Raw genomic sequence first — 13937 nt, 5'->3', positions numbered from 1 at the left:
TCCCGACCACCCCCGACTCCCGAAGGAGCCATCCCATGAAGAAGCTCATCATCGTCGCTCTCGTCGCGCTCGGCGTCACCGCCGCCGTCAAGGTCGCGAAGAGCCGCTGACTCCTCGACGTGCCGGGCCCGGTCCGGGCCCGGCACGTCGCGTCAGCGGCCGGCTCAGTTCCCGCGGAGGAAGCCGGCGCGCAGGACGTGGAACACGCCGTAGCACCCCAGTCCCGCGGCGACCACCAGCATCAACGGCGGGCCGTACGGCTCGTCGCGGAAGCGGACGATGGCCTGGTCCAGGCCTCCCGACTTCTCCGGGTCGTGCGTGATCGCGCTCCAGACGAACATCCCGGCGAGCACCAGGAAGGCCACGCCCCTGGCGCCGAAGCCGATCCTGGCCAGCACCGTCACCACCTGCCCGAGCACACCCGCGCGGGCTTCCGGCTCGAGGCCGCGTCGCCACCGGTCCGACACCGCGTGGACGATGCTGAACACGCCGACGCAGGCGATGCCGAGGCCGATCAGCACGACGATCACCGGTCCGACCGGCAACGCCATCAGCCGGCCAGTAGCGCCGCCCGAGCCGCTGCCGGAGCTCTCGTGGCCACTCGCCGTCCGGATCGCCAGCACGGCCAGCACGGCGAACACGACGCCGCGGCCGGCCGAGACCCCGCGGGCGGCCCAGCGCTGGGCGCCCTCCTGGTCGCGATGGCCGCCGACGGCCTGGCATGCCTCCCACAGCACGAGTCCGCTCAGGCCCGCGGCCACCAGCCACAGCACGACGGCGCCCAGCGGCTGGTCGCGGAGCTGCTCCAGCGCGCCCTGCCCGGACGCCGGGCCGGCGGGGCTGCCGAGCACCAGCTGCGCTGCCAGCCACGCCACGATCACGTAGACCACGCCGTACGCCGCCATCCCGGCCCGCGCCACGCCGGTGACCGCGGGATTGTCGCGCGCCTCGCGCGCGGCCTGCTCCGTGCGCTGCTCCACACCCGCCACCGGGCTCACCCCCCTCTTCCCCGTGGCTGTTCGCTACCCGATCGGGGGTGCGCCATCCCGCCGCACGGTCGGTCCGACACCGTAGGCTGGACGCATGAGCGTGCGCCGCGTGATGGGCACCGAGGTGGAGTACGGCATCTCGGTCCAGGGCCAGCCGACCGCCAACCCGATGGTGGCGTCGTCCCAGGTCGTCAACGCCTACGCGACGGCGACCGTGCGGGCCCGCCGGGCCCGGTGGGACTTCGAGGAGGAGTCGCCGCTGCGTGATGCCCGCGGCTTCGACATGTCGCGGCAGATCGCGGATCCCACGCAGCTCACCGACGAGGACCTGGGGCTCGCGAACGTCATCTTGACCAACGGCGCTCGGCTCTACGTCGACCACGCCCACCCGGAGTACTCCACGCCCGAGGTGGTCACCCCGCTCGACGTCGTGCGGTGGGACAAGGCAGGGGAGCAGGTGATGCTCGACGCCGCCCGTCGTGCGCAACAGCTGCCCGGCAACCCGGCGATCGTGCTCTACAAGAACAACACCGACAACAAGGGTGCGTCGTACGGCGCGCACGAGAACTACCTCATGCGCCGCTCGACTCCCTTCGCCGACATCGTCCGGCACCTCACGCCGTTCTTCGTCAGCCGCCAGGTGTTCTGCGGCGCCGGACGGGTCGGCAAGGGCCAGGACGGGCGCGACCACGGCTTCCAGATCAGCCAGCGCGCCGACTTCTTCGAGGTCGAGGTCGGCCTCGAGACCACGCTCAAGCGGCCGATCATCAACACCCGCGACGAGCCCCACGCGGATCCGGAGAAGTACCGCCGGCTGCACGTCATCATCGGCGACGCCAACCTCTCCGAGATCGCGACCTACCTCAAGGTCGGCACCACCTCCCTGGTGCTGGCGATGATCGAGGACCGCTTCATCGGGCGCGACCTCGCGGTCGACACGCCGGTCGCCGCGCTGCGCGCCGTCTCCCACGACCCGTCGCTGCGGCAGACCGTCACGATGGCCGACGGCCGGCGGCTGACCGGCATCCAGCTCCAGCTGGAGTACCTCGACCTGGCGAAGAAGTACGTCGAGGACCGCTACGGCGCGGACGCCGACCCCCAGACCGTCGACGTACTCCACCGGTGGGAGGACGTCCTGGCGCGCCTCGAGGCCGACCCGATGTCGCTGGCCGACCAGCTCGACTGGGTCGCGAAGCTGAAGCTGATCGAGCAGTACCGCTCCCGCGACGGGCTGGCGTGGGACGACGCGAAGCTGCAGCTGATCGACTACCAGTACTCCGACATCCGTCCCGAGAAGGGCCTCTACCACCGCCTCGTCGGCGCCGGCCGGATCCAGCGTCTCCTCACCGACGACGAGGTCGAGCAGGCGATGACCAACCCGCCGGAGCAGACCCGCGCGTACTTCCGCGGCCGCTGCCTGGAGAAGTACGCGCCCGACATCGCCGCCGCGTCGTGGGACTCGGTGATCTTCGACCTGCCCGGACGCGAGTCGCTGCAGCGGGTCCCCACGATCGATCCGCTGCGTGGCAGCAAGGCCCATGTCGGCGAGCTGATCGATCGGTGTGCCACGGCTGACGAGTTGGTCCGCGCGCTCAGCCGTTAGGCCGGGATGGGTCGGCGGGTGGCGTAGCGAGCGTCGTCCCAGCGGTGCGATCGCAAGGCGCGGGCGTGAGGGCAGTCTGGTTGCACTGTCGAGCGACCGCAACGCGGCGAGCGCGCCGCTGGGGCGACGCGTAGTAGCCAGCCGCCGACGCGTCCGGGCCTAAGTGGATAGGCTGGCGTCATGGCCCAGGAGCAGAAGCAGCCGCGCAGGTCCGACGAGACGGAGGAGACGACCGAGGTCGCTCCCGAGTCCGACGTGGCCGAGCGCAAGGAGGCCCTCGACGACGACGTCGACGCGATCCTCGACGAGATCGACGACGTCCTCGAGACCAACGCCGAGGACTTCGTGAAGTCGTTCATCCAGAAGGGTGGCGAGTAGCCCCCGATGAGCGACGCACGCATCCCGGGCTCTTTCCTGCGCCCTGGCACCTCCTCGTTCAGCGACTTCCTGGCCGAGAACGCCCCCGACCTGCTGCCCGCCCGCCGCTCGCTGCCGGCCGGTTCCGGCGGCGCTGGAGACATCGCCCCGCACGGTACGACGATCGTCGCGGTGACCTTCCCCGGCGGCCTGGTCATGGCCGGTGACCGCCGCGCCACGATGGGCAACGTGATCGCCCAGCGCGACATCCAGAAGGTCTTCCCGGCCGATGAGTACTCCGTGGTCGGCATCGCCGGCACCGCGGGCCTCGCGGTCGAGATGGTCCGCCTGTTCCAGGTCGAGCTCGAGCACTACGAGAAGATCGAGGGCTCGATCCTCTCCCTCGACGGCAAGGCCAACCGGCTCTCCGCCCTCATCCGCGCCAACCTCGGCATGGCCATGCAGGGCCTGGCCGTCGTCCCCATGTTCGCGGGCTTCGACCTCGACAGCGGCACCGGCCGGATCTTCGGCTACGACGTCACCGGCGGCCGGCACGAGGAGGCCTCCTTCTTCACTGTCGGCTCGGGCTCGCTGTTCGCCCGCGGCGCGCTGAAGAAGCTGTGGCACGACGGGCTGTCCTCCGACGACGCCGTCCGGGTCTGCCTGCAGGCGCTCTACGACGCCGCCGACGACGACTCCGCCACCGGCGGGCCCGACCTGACCCGCCGGATCTTCCCGATCGTGTGGGTCGTGACCGCCGACGGCGCCGTCCAGCTCGACGAGGCCGCCATCGGTGCGCTCGCCGACCAGGTCGTGGGCGCCCGGATGGACCGACCCGACGGACCGCTCGCACCCCTGCCCGGCGCGGGGGAGGAGGCCTGAGATGAGCACCCCCTTCTACGTCTCGCCCGAGCAGCTGATGAAGGACCGGGCCGACTTCGCCCGCAAGGGCATCGCCCGCGGCCGGTCCCTCGCCGCCGTGCAGTACGCCGACGGCGTGCTGCTGGTGACCGAGAACCCGTCGCAGGCGCTGCACAAGGTGTCCGAGCTCTACGACCGCCTCGCGTTCGCCGCGGTCGGCCGCTACAACGAGTTCGAGAACCTCCGCATCGCCGGCGTCCGACTCGCCGACATGCGCGGCTACGCCTACGACCGCCGCGACGTGACCGGCCGCGGTCTCGCCAACGCCTACGCCCAGACCCTCGGCACCATCTTCTCCTCGGGTGGCGAGAAGCCCTACGAGGTCGAGATCTTCGTCGCCGAGGTCGGTGCCACCGCCGCCGACGACCAGATCTACCGGCTGACCTACGAGGGCCGGGTCGCCGACGAGCACGGGTTCGCGGTGATGGGCGGCGACAGCGAGACCGTGTCGTCGTACCTCTCCGAGCACTACACGGCCGGCGCGTCGCTCGCCGAGGCGCTCACCGTCGCCGTGGCCGCTCTGGGGCACACCGGCGACGGCGACCGGGTCATCCCCGTCGAGGACCTCGAGGTCGCGGTGCTCGACCGGACCCGCACCCAGCCGCGGAAGTTCTCGCGGTTGCGTCCCACCCGGGTCGCCGAGCTGCTCGGCCCCCGCGGCACCCCGGAGCACGCTGCCCCGCTCCCTGACGACGGCGCCCCCGGCACCGGTGCCTCCGCTTCGGCCACCGACGACCCGGCCGACCCGACCGACCAGGTCTCCGGCAACATCCCGCCGCTAGAGAACCCGACCAGCGGCGAGGCGCCCTCCGGCGAGCCGCCGGTCGCGCCCCCGCTCTAGGTTGTCACGGCCCGAATTCATGCGGTTTGGTCCCAAACCGCATGAATTCGGGATCGGAACCTGGGGTTTGTGCCCAATCCACGGTTCGAGTGCCAGCGCGGCCGCCGGCTTCTCCACAGGTCCCAAAGCTGCGGTTGATCGCGACGGCCTTGCCCTCGACGCTTTGGGCATGAAGATCGGGTCCGACGGCGCCGTACGTGGCGAGGTGAGGAGCGCGGGCAGCCAGCGCGTCGCTCATGGTCTCTTCCGTCCTGAAACTCCGGGCCTAAGCCCGTGGGACAACTTCCTCAAGGATCTGAGCGCACTGCTGCTCGTGCTCCCGGAGGGCGCCGCCTTCACGCACATCACGGGAGCTCGGCTGCTCGGCTGGGACCTGCCGGCGCTCCCGGAACAGGTACCTCACTTCGCGGCCGTACGCGGGAACAAGCGACCCCGGCGACCGGGCCTCATCTGCTCTCGCCTGACACACGAGACGAAAGCCCTGACTGTGCTTGACCTGCCCGTCGACCCTCCCGCGGAGATCCTGCTGCGCAGCGCGCGCGACATGGGCGACCTGGACCTCGCGATCATGGTCGAGTCCGCCGTCCGTGAAGGCCACGTCACGGATGGCGACATCCAGGAGGTCCTGACGTCGAGAAGACCAGGAGTACGCCGGCTCCGGCGGGTTTGGAACGGGCGGAACGCTCGGTCGGAGTCGGCAGGTGAGACGCTCCTCTACTGGTTCCACCAGGTGATGCAGATCCCGACACAGCCGCAGGTGGACATCTACGACGACCAAGGCACCTTCGTGTGCCGTGCTGATCTGTTGGTGACCGGCCGAATCGACATCCACGAGTACGACGGCGAGGTGCATCGCGACAAGAACGTCCACCGACGCGACCTCCGCCGGGAGCGTGCGTTGGCCAACACACGCTACGTTCGTCGCGGCTTCACCCTTGACGACCTCCTGAACCACGCGGCGTTGTTGATGCACGAACTCGACCGCGTCCTCGGCCGGCCCCACAAACCCAAGCGGCTGCGGGCGTGGCGCGCTCTGGTCGCCGACTCGCTCTATTCGGAGACCGGCAGGGCGCGGGCGATGAACCGCTGGTATCGCTCCACGACGCCGGTCGATTGGGCAGGAACCGCGTGATTTCGAGCAGAATTGCTGCGGTTTGGGACCAAACCGCGTCAATTCTCACCGCAATGGTCGAACCGCCGGCCCCTCGAGGACCGATCCGTCGGCGGCGAACCGCGAGCCGTGCAGCGGGCAGTCCCAGGAGTCCTCGGCGTCGTTCCAACGCAGTACGCCGCCCAGGTGGGTGCACAGCGGCGGGCGGTCACCCGCGAGCAGCCGTCCGGCATGCCCGCAGGCCAGCTGCCAGCCCACCTCGGCGTTGGTCACCGCCGCCCGCGGTGCTGCCAGCGCCTGGCGTGGTGCCCACGTGCGCAGGGCGTCCGCCCAGGAGGGCCGGCCGCCGCCCAGCAGGTCGGAGGCGAGCAGGAGCGCGGCAGCCGGAGCCGTGCTCAGGCCCCACTTGTCGAAGCCGGTCGCGACCTGGATCCGGTGGTCGCCGGGGACGGCGGGGCCGACGTACGGCAGGCCGTCGACGGGGGACTGGTCCTGCGCCGACCACGCGTGGCGCAGCGAGGCGCCCGGGAAGGTCTCCCGGGTCCAGTCCAGGAGCCGGTCGCGGTGCGCGGCGGCGGAACCGCGTCCGGTGACGTGGCCTGCCCCGCCGACCATCAGCAGCGGCTCGCCGCCCGATTGGGACGAGCGGAGCGAGCGCGTGTCGTCGTCGGCCGACAGGTGCATGCCGGCCGGCACCCACGCGTCCGCGAACGTGGCGGCATAGGACCGCATCGTCCGCAGGCGGGCGAACAAGAGTCCGCGCAACAGGATGGGCTGGTTCGTGGCGACCACGGCGGACCCGGCACGGAGCACCCGGCCGTTCTCGGTGCGCACCCGGACGCCATCACCGGCGTGCCGTACGTCGAGCGCCCGGACCTGCTCGTGGACCTGACCGCCCTCGGCCTCGACGTCGGCGACGAGGAGGTCCAGCAGCCGTGAGGGATCGACCTGGAACTGGTCGTCGAGCTCGACGGCACTCCGTACCGCGAACGGCAGCTCGGTGTCCCTCGTCGATCGGACGGGGAGGCCCGCTCGCGTCGCGGCGTCCAGCTCGGCCCGGACCCGGTCCTCGCCCCGGTCCGTGACGGCGTACGTCGACGCCACCCGCCCCGGCACCGACAGGCCGTGCCCCTCGCAGTACCGGCGCAGCCAGGCCTGGCCCTCCGTGCCGGCCTCGAGGTAGCGCCGCACCACCGGCAACGGGTTGGTGCGCAGAGCGCGACTCAGCTTCGTGCCCTGGAGCAGGCTGACCTTGCCGGTGCTGTGCCCGGTGGTCCCGTCGCCGATCCGACGGGCCTCCAGGACTGCCACCGAGCAGCCTCCACGGGCCAGCAGCAGGGCGGTGAGCAGGCCGACGGCACCTGCGCCGAGCACGACCACGTCGTATGACTCCGAGAACTCTTCGGGCGCGTCCATGCGTGTGCGGTACCCGCTGCCCAGCACAGCAGTAATGTGCGTACATGGACCGTCGGATCTTCGGGATCGAGAACGAGTACGGCGTCACGTGCACGTTCCGCGGGCAGCGTCGGCTCAGCCCCGACGAGGTCGCGCGCTACCTGTTCCGCAAGGTCGTCAGCTGGGGTCGCAGCAGCAACGTGTTCCTGCGCAACGGGGCCCGCCTCTACCTCGACGTGGGCAGCCACCCGGAGTACGCCACGCCCGAGTGTGACGACGTCGCCGAGCTCGTCACGCACGACAAGGCGGGGGAGCGGGTCCTCGAGGGGCTGCTGCTGGACGCCGAGCAGCGGCTGCACGACGAGGGGATCGCCGGCGAGATCTATCTCTTCAAGAACAACACCGACTCGGCCGGCAACTCCTACGGCTGCCACGAGAACTACCTCGTCTCCAGGGCCGGCGAGTTCAGCCGGCTGGCCGACGTGCTCATCCCGTTCCTGGTGACCCGCCAGATCATCGTGGGCGCCGGCAAGGTCACCCAGACGCCCCGGGGCACGAGCTACTCGGTGAGCCAACGCGCCGAGCACATCTGGGAGGGCGTGAGCAGCGCGACCACGCGCAGCCGCCCGATCATCAACACCCGCGACGAGCCGCACGCCGACGCGGAGAAGTACCGCCGTCTTCACGTCATCGTCGGCGACTCGAACATGAGCGAGACGACCACGATGCTCAAGGTCGCCTCGTGCGACCTGGTGCTGCGGATGATCGAGGAGGGCGTGGTGATGCGCGACCTCACGATGGAGAACCCGATCCGGGCGATCCGCGAGATCTCCCACGACGTCACCGGCCGTCGCAAGGTCCGCCTCGCCAACGGCCGCGAGGCGAGCGCGCTCGACATCCAGGGCGAGTACCTCTCCAAGGCGCGCGACTTCGTCGACCGGCGCGGCCTCTCGACGCCGATCATCGAGCGGGCCCTCGACCTGTGGGAGCGCGGCCTCAAGGCCGTCGAGTCCGACGACCTCAGCCTGGTCGACCGCGAGATCGACTGGGTCATCAAGTGGAAGCTCATCGACCGCTACCGCGCCAAGCACGGCATCCCGCTGAGCCACCCGCGCGTCGCCCAGCTCGATCTCGCCTACCACGACATCCACCGCGGCCGCGGCCTCTACTACCTGCTGGAGAAGCGCGGCGCCGTCGCGCGGGTGACCAGCGACCTCAAGATCTTCGAGGCCAAGTCTGTCCCGCCGCAGAACACCCGTGCCCGGCTTCGTGGCGAGTTCATCCGCCGCGCGCAGGAGCGGCGGCGCGACTTCACGGTCGACTGGGTGCACCTCAAGCTCAACGACCAGGCGCAGCGCACCGTGCTCTGCAAGGACCCGTTCCGGGCGTACGACGAGCGGGTGCAACGCCTTATCGACGGCATGTGACACGAGCCTTCGGGCACTCGGTAGGGTTTGCGCGTGCTGATGCGCCTGCGACGTCCCTCGATGCTCCTCCTGTCGACCCTGCTCCCAGCGAGCCTCGTGCTCGCCGCCTGCGGCGGGTCGGACTCCGACGAGGCCAAGGGCCTCGACGCGGTCACGATCAGTGGCCCGGTCGGTGAGGCGCCGAAGCTGGACTGGAAGTCCGTGATGACAGCCAAGAAGCCGGTCGCCAAGGTGCTCACCGAGGGCGACGGCGCGGCGCTGAAGAAGGGCGACGTCGTCCGGGTCGAGTTCACTCTCGCCGACGGCTGGACCCACAAGGTGCCGTTCGACAGCTATGCCGCGACCTCGCTCAGCACCCTGGTCACCGTCGGTACTGACAAGGAGCCGCAGACCCTCACCGACCTGCTGTCCCTCGGCTTCGCCGACCAGATCAAGGCGGGCCAGAAGGTCGGCAGCCGGATCGCCGTCACCGTCGGCAGCGACGTCGCCTTCGGCGGCTACCTCGGCAGCCAAGCGGCCGGCCTGCTCGCGGGCCTCGACATCGGCAACGAGGACGGACTGCTGTTCGTCGCCGACATCGCCGGCATCGCCGGACCGGAGGGCTCCGAGGAGCCCGCGCCCGGCTGGGCACCGAAGGTGGTCGAGACGGACGGCGTACCGACCGGCCTCGACTTCAAGGGCGCGCCCAAGCCGTCCGGTGACCTCGAGGTCGCCACGCTCGTCAAGGGCACCGGCCCGGTCGTCACCAAGGGCCAGACCATCCTGGCCAGCTACCTCGGCCAGATCCCCGGCGCCGACAAGCCGTTCGACGAGAGCTACTCCAAGCACACCGGTCTCGAGGCCGTCGTCGGCGGCAAGGACGCCAGCGTGGTCAAGGGCTGGTCGCAGGCCCTCGTCGGCCTGCCCGTCGGCAGCCGGGTGCTGATCCAGATCCCGCCGAAGCTCGGCTACGGCGACAAGGCCCAGGGCGAGGACATCCCGGCCAACTCGACGCTCTACTTCGTCGTCGACATCCTCGACGCCGCCGACACGCCGCCCAAGCCGGAGCCGGCCCCCGAGGCCACGCCGACCGACGGCGCGGCTCCGACCGACGGCGCGGCTCCGACCGACGGCGCCACCGACCCCAGCGCCGAGCCGAGCACGGATGCCAGCACCGAAGAGTGAGCGTCTCCTCAACCTGCTGATCATGCTCCTGGTGCAGCGCCGACCGATCGCCAAGGAGCGGATCCGCGAGCTGCTGTACCCGGACTCCCGCCCCGACGCCTTCGAGAAGATGTTCGAGCGGGATAAGGAGGAGCTGCGCAGCCTCGGCGTCCCCGTCGAGGTCGCGACCATCGACCCGCTCTTCGAGGACGAGGTCGGCTACCGCATCCCGCCCGAGGCGTTCGCGCTGCCCGACGTCGAGCTGACGCCGGAGGAGGCGGCCGTGGTCGGCATCGCCTCCCGGGTCTGGCAGCACGCCACCATGGCGCAGGCGACCACGGACGCGGTCCGCAAGCTCACGGCAGCCGGGATCGACGTCGACCTCGACGCGCTCGAGATCGCCCGGCCGCTGCTGACCGCGGAGGAGCCGGCGTTCGAGAAGTGCTGGGTCGCGGTGTGCGAGCGCAACGCGATCGAGTTCGACTACCAGCGCCCGGACGCCGACGCGCCGATGCGCCGCCGGGTCCAGCCGTGGGGCGTCGTGCGCTACTCGGGCCGCTGGTACCTCGTCGGGTACGACGCCGACCGTGCCGCCGAACGGGTCTTCCGTCTCTCCCGGGTCCAGGGCGAGGTCGAGCTCGTCGGTCCACCGCGCGCGTACGACGTCCCGCCGGAGACCGACGTGCGCGAGATCGCTCGCCGGATGGCGCCGCCCACGCCCAGCACGACCGCCGTGCTGCTCGTCCGCGACGGCGCCGGTCACGGCCTGCGGCGCGCCGCGGAGCGGATCGAGGCCGGCGTCGAGGGACCCGACGACCGCACCCGCTGGGACCGGCTGGTCCTGGTCCGGCCCACCCAGGGGCTGGCCGACGAGGTGTTGTCGCACGGTCCCGACGTCGTGCTGGTCGAGCCGGCCGCCGTCCGCGAGCAGGTCGTCGCGCGTCTGGTCGAGGCGGTGTCGTGACCGGCAGTGCGGTTGCGGTTTGGTCCCAAACCGCAACGACACGCCGGAAAAGTGTGCGGTTTGGGACCAAACCGCATCCCTTGGGAGCCCTGGTATGAGCCGCACTGCCGCACCGGGAGCCCGCGACCAGGTGGCGCGGCTGCTCACCCTGGTGCCGTTCCTGCACCACCGTGACGGGGTCCGGCTGGAGGAGGCCGCCCAGCTCTTGGGTACGACGCCCCAGCAGGTCGTGCGGGACCTCAAGGTCCTGTTCATGTGCGGCCTGCCCGGGGGTCTGCCGGACGACCTGATCGACGTCGACCTGGACGCCATCGTCACCGAGGAGGGCAGCCCGGTCACCGAGGGGGTGATCCGGGTCGAGAACGCCGACTACCTCGCGCGGCCGCTGCGGCTGAGCGCGACGGAGGCGTCGGCGATGATCGTCGCGCTGCGGATGCTTCGCGACACCGCCGCGGCCGGTGCGACCCCGGAGCTCGTCGACCGCGTGCTCGCGAAGCTGGAGGCCGCCGCGGGCGCGCCGCACGTCGAGATCACGCCCTCGCCGCGCGACGCCCAGCAGGTCGTCGCCGCCCAGCTGGGCGCCCTGGTCGAGGAGGCCGTGGCCACGAACCGGCAGATCCGGCTGCTCTACTTCGTGCCCTCGCGCGACGAGGAGTCCGAGCGGGTCGTGGACGCGTACGGCGTGGTCACCCACGGCGTGTTCTCCTACCTCGACGCCTACTGTCACCGCGCCGAGGGGGACCGCCTGTTCCGGCTGGACCGGATCACCAAGGCCGAGCTACTCCCGTCGGCCCGCACGGCGCCCGACCGGGAGCCACGCGACCTGAGCGACGGGCTGTTCACCGACGACGCGGCCCCGGACGCGACCGTCGTGACCCTGCGGCTGGGCCCGCAGGCACGGTGGGCGACCGACTACTACCCGATGCGCGACGTCCGACCGCACGACGACGGGTCGGCCGAGGTCGACCTGGTCGTGGTCGACAGGCGGTGGCTGACCCGGCTGTTGTTGCGCCTGGCGCCGCACGCGACGGTGGTCCGACCTGTGGAATTCACCGACACTTTCACCGCTCGGGCACAGGAGACCCTCAGGCTGTACCGGTGAGAGCGGCGTAGGATGGTCCACGTCTGCACAACCCGACGATCGAGAGTTGGTCCCCGCCGATGTTTCCCCTGATCGGAATGCCCCAGGGCGCCGAGTGGCTCGTCATCCTGGCGATCGTGGTGCTGGTCTTCGGCGCCGCCAAGCTCCCCGACCTGGCCCGTGGCACGGGCCAGGCGCTGCGCATCTTCAAGGCCGAGACCAAGGGGCTCCGCGACGACGAGGACAAGGACGACAAGAAGAAGCCCACGACGCCGACCGGTGAGCTGAACGCCGCCGACACGCGGCTCGACGACGTGGCCGAGGGCGAGATCGTCGAGGACCGCCGCGAGAACAACGCCTGACCCTTGGCGTACACGGGACTCCTCAAGCTCTTCATCGGGAAGCCCGTCCATCCCGTCGGTGACGACGGGCGGATGGCGCTGTCCGATCACCTGCGGGAGCTGCGGGCGCGGATCCTCAAGGCCGCGTTCGTGCTCCTCGTCGGGTTCATCGTCGCGCTGTTCTTCTTCGACCCGATCTTCGCGGTCATCAACGACCCGTACCAGAAGGCTCGCGAGGCGCTCGGCGCGGAGCGCACCATGGCGACGACCAGCGGCGTCGCGGGCGGCTTCATCCTCTACCTGAAGCTGTGCGGGCTGACCGCCGTCGTCGGCACCAGCCCGATCTGGCTCTACCAGATCTGGGCGTTCATCCTGCCCGGGCTGCACGCCAACGAGAAGCGCTGGACGATCCTGTTCGCGCTGATCGCCGGCCCGCTGTTCCTCGGTGGCATCGCGCTCGGGTACTTCACCTTGCCCAAGGGCCTGGAGATCCTGATCGGGTTCACCCAGGCCGACCTCACCAACCTGGTCGAGTTCAACGACTACCTCAGCTTCTTCACGCGCACGCTGCTCGTCTTCGGCATCGCGTTCGAGATCCCGGTGTTCGTCGTCCTGCTCAACATGGCCGGCGTGGTCAAGGGCAAGGCCCTCGGCGCCGCCCGGCCGTGGATCGTGATCGGCACGTTCATCTTCGCCGCGGCCGCGACCCCGTCCACGGACCCGTTCACGATGACGTTCATGGCCGTGCCGATGATCGTGCTGTTCCTCGTCTCCGAGGTGATCGCCCGGCTCAACGACCGCCGGCGCGCGCGCAAGGCCATCAACGCCGGGCTCTCGCCCGACGAGGCCAGCCCGCTCGAGCTGTGACCCGCGGCTAGCCTTCACCCGTGCCCCGCGCGATCGTCCTCACCAACCCCACCTCCGGCAAGGGGCGGGGTGCGCGGATGCGCGACGAGGCGCTGCCCCGGTTCCACGGCGCCGGGTGGCGTACGACGGTCCTCACCGGCCGCGACGCCGACGACGCGCTCGACCTGGCTCGGGTGGCCGCGGCCGAGGAGCCGGACGCGCTGGTCGTGTGCGGCGGTGACGGGATGGTCAACATCGGCATCCAGGCCGTCGCCGGGACTGACGTGCCGCTCGGCATCCTGCCCGCCGGCACCGGCAACGACTTCGCCCGCTACTTCGACCTGCCGCGCGGCGACGGGGCCGCGGCCGCCGTACGCATCCTGCACGGCACCCGCCGCACCATCGACCTGGCCAGGATCGGCGAGCGGTACTTCGGCGGCGTCCTCGCCGCCGGCTTCGACGCGGTCGTCAACGAGCGCGCCAACCGGATGCGCTGGCCCAAGGGACAGATGCGCTACAACCTCGCCACGCTCGCCGAGCTGCGCACCTTCCGGCCGCTGCGCTACGTCCTCGAGCTCGACGGGGTCGAGCGGCAGGTCGAGGCGATGCTGGTCGCGGTCGGCAACGGCCCGTCCTTCGGCGGCGGGCTGCGGATCACCGAGGGCGCACTGCTCGACGACGGGCTCCTCGACGTGGTGCTGATCAAGCCGCTGAGCCGCCGCGAGCTCGTGCGGACCTATCCGAAGCTGTTCGACGGGAGCCACGTGACCCATCCGCAGTACGAGCGCCACCGGGTGCGCCGGGTGACCGTCGCCTGCTCCGGGATCGTCGGGTACGCCGACGGCGAGCGCTTCGGCCCGTTGCCCCTGACCGTCGAGTCCGTTCCCGCGGCGCTGCAGGTGATCGCATGAGATTCCC

The 13937-nt window shown here is 70.9% G+C and carries 14 protein-coding genes; 12 read left to right on the top strand and 2 right to left on the bottom strand.

Annotation, left to right across the window (positions count from 1 at the left end):
- Positions 1-164: 164 nt before the first annotated feature.
- Positions 165-980, bottom strand: a complete 816-nt coding sequence (locus tag QI633_RS13265) for a DUF1206 domain-containing protein (protein WP_282429259.1) — start codon at positions 978-980, stop codon at positions 165-167.
- A 103-nt stretch (positions 981-1083) separates the two neighbouring features.
- Here QI633_RS13265 and dop point away from each other — a divergent pair, with 103 nt between their 5' ends.
- The 5 genes from dop to QI633_RS13240 all read left to right on the top strand — a co-directional run bounded on the left by dop (position 1084) and on the right by QI633_RS13240 (position 5843).
- A complete protein-coding gene (dop, locus tag QI633_RS13260; RefSeq protein ID WP_141798758.1) occupies positions 1084-2592 on the top strand; it encodes a depupylase/deamidase Dop in 1509 nt (502 codons plus the stop codon).
- Between the two features lie 180 nt (positions 2593-2772).
- On the top strand, positions 2773-2970 hold the full coding sequence (locus QI633_RS13255) for a ubiquitin-like protein Pup (protein WP_282429258.1): 198 nt from the start codon (positions 2773-2775) through the stop codon (positions 2968-2970).
- Positions 2971-2976: 6 nt separating this feature from the next.
- On the top strand, positions 2977-3831 hold the full coding sequence (prcB, locus tag QI633_RS13250) for a proteasome subunit beta (protein ID WP_282429257.1): 855 nt from the start codon (positions 2977-2979) through the stop codon (positions 3829-3831).
- A gap of 1 nt (position 3832) precedes the next feature.
- Positions 3833-4711 carry a proteasome subunit alpha gene (gene prcA / locus QI633_RS13245; RefSeq protein WP_282429256.1) on the top strand — a complete coding sequence of 293 codons (879 nt, stop codon included), beginning with the start codon at positions 3833-3835 and terminating at the stop codon, positions 4709-4711.
- Positions 4712-4880: 169 nt separating this feature from the next.
- The gene (locus QI633_RS13240) at positions 4881-5843 is read left to right on the top strand and encodes a hypothetical protein (protein WP_282429255.1); all 963 of its coding nucleotides are present in this window, start codon (positions 4881-4883) and stop codon (positions 5841-5843) included.
- Between the two features lie 45 nt (positions 5844-5888).
- On the opposite strand, the gene QI633_RS13235 is transcribed toward QI633_RS13240, so the two are convergent.
- Positions 5889-7238, bottom strand: a complete 1350-nt coding sequence (locus QI633_RS13235; RefSeq protein ID WP_282429254.1) for an FAD-dependent oxidoreductase — start codon at positions 7236-7238, stop codon at positions 5889-5891.
- A 44-nt stretch (positions 7239-7282) separates the two neighbouring features.
- On the opposite strand from QI633_RS13235, the gene pafA reads away from it, so the two are divergent.
- The 7 genes from pafA to QI633_RS13200 all read left to right on the top strand — a co-directional run bounded on the left by pafA (position 7283) and on the right by QI633_RS13200 (position 13930).
- Positions 7283-8644, top strand: a complete 1362-nt coding sequence (pafA, locus tag QI633_RS13230) for a Pup--protein ligase (protein ID WP_141798764.1) — start codon at positions 7283-7285, stop codon at positions 8642-8644.
- A gap of 39 nt (positions 8645-8683) precedes the next feature.
- Positions 8684-9808 carry an FKBP-type peptidyl-prolyl cis-trans isomerase gene (locus QI633_RS13225; protein WP_282429304.1) on the top strand — a complete coding sequence of 375 codons (1125 nt, stop codon included), beginning with the start codon at positions 8684-8686 and terminating at the stop codon, positions 9806-9808.
- Positions 9789-10751, top strand: coding sequence for a WYL domain-containing protein (locus tag QI633_RS13220; protein ID WP_141798766.1), 963 nt, complete (start codon positions 9789-9791; stop codon positions 10749-10751). The genes QI633_RS13225 and QI633_RS13220 overlap by 20 nt, the downstream gene beginning before the upstream one ends.
- Positions 10752-10845: 94 nt before the next feature.
- The gene (locus tag QI633_RS13215) at positions 10846-11853 is read left to right on the top strand and encodes a WYL domain-containing protein (protein WP_141798767.1); all 1008 of its coding nucleotides are present in this window, start codon (positions 10846-10848) and stop codon (positions 11851-11853) included.
- 77 nt (positions 11854-11930) lie between these two features.
- Complete coding sequence (tatA, locus tag QI633_RS13210) at positions 11931-12194, top strand: twin-arginine translocase TatA/TatE family subunit (protein ID WP_313901095.1); 264 nt, start codon at positions 11931-11933, stop codon at positions 12192-12194.
- A 3-nt stretch (positions 12195-12197) separates the two neighbouring features.
- Positions 12198-13040, top strand: coding sequence for a twin-arginine translocase subunit TatC (gene tatC / locus QI633_RS13205; protein ID WP_141798769.1), 843 nt, complete (start codon positions 12198-12200; stop codon positions 13038-13040).
- A 20-nt stretch (positions 13041-13060) separates the two neighbouring features.
- Entirely contained in the window at positions 13061-13930 is an 870-nt protein-coding gene (locus tag QI633_RS13200; protein WP_141798770.1) for a diacylglycerol kinase, read from the top strand.
- The last annotated feature ends 7 nt before the right edge of the window (positions 13931-13937 follow it).

It is taken from the genome of Nocardioides sp. QY071 (genome assembly GCF_029961765.1).
Lineage (GTDB): Bacteria > Actinomycetota > Actinomycetes > Propionibacteriales > Nocardioidaceae > Nocardioides.
Note: the sequence above shows the minus strand (reverse complement) of the source record. Positions and strands in the feature narration are given on the sequence as shown.

Excerpts from the sequence above, each read along its gene's own strand:
- QI633_RS13255 (WP_282429258.1), top strand. The coding sequence starts at position 2,773 with ATGGCCCAGGAGCAGAAGCAGCCGCGCAGGTCCGACGAGACGGAGGAG.
- QI633_RS13220 (WP_141798766.1), top strand. The coding sequence starts at position 9,789 with ATGCCAGCACCGAAGAGTGAGCGTCTCCTCAACCTGCTGATCATGCTC.
- prcA (WP_282429256.1), top strand. The coding sequence starts at position 3,833 with ATGAGCACCCCCTTCTACGTCTCGCCCGAGCAGCTGATGAAGGACCGG.
- QI633_RS13215 (WP_141798767.1), top strand. The coding sequence starts at position 10,846 with ATGAGCCGCACTGCCGCACCGGGAGCCCGCGACCAGGTGGCGCGGCTG.
- prcB (WP_282429257.1), top strand. The coding sequence starts at position 2,977 with ATGAGCGACGCACGCATCCCGGGCTCTTTCCTGCGCCCTGGCACCTCC.
- dop (WP_141798758.1), top strand. The coding sequence starts at position 1,084 with ATGAGCGTGCGCCGCGTGATGGGCACCGAGGTGGAGTACGGCATCTCG.
- QI633_RS13225 (WP_282429304.1), top strand. The coding sequence starts at position 8,684 with ATGCGCCTGCGACGTCCCTCGATGCTCCTCCTGTCGACCCTGCTCCCA.
- pafA (WP_141798764.1), top strand. The coding sequence starts at position 7,283 with ATGGACCGTCGGATCTTCGGGATCGAGAACGAGTACGGCGTCACGTGC.
- QI633_RS13240 (WP_282429255.1), top strand. The coding sequence starts at position 4,881 with ATGAAGATCGGGTCCGACGGCGCCGTACGTGGCGAGGTGAGGAGCGCG.
- QI633_RS13235 (WP_282429254.1), bottom strand. The coding sequence starts at position 7,238 with ATGGACGCGCCCGAAGAGTTCTCGGAGTCATACGACGTGGTCGTGCTC.
- tatA (WP_313901095.1), top strand. The coding sequence starts at position 11,931 with ATGCCCCAGGGCGCCGAGTGGCTCGTCATCCTGGCGATCGTGGTGCTG.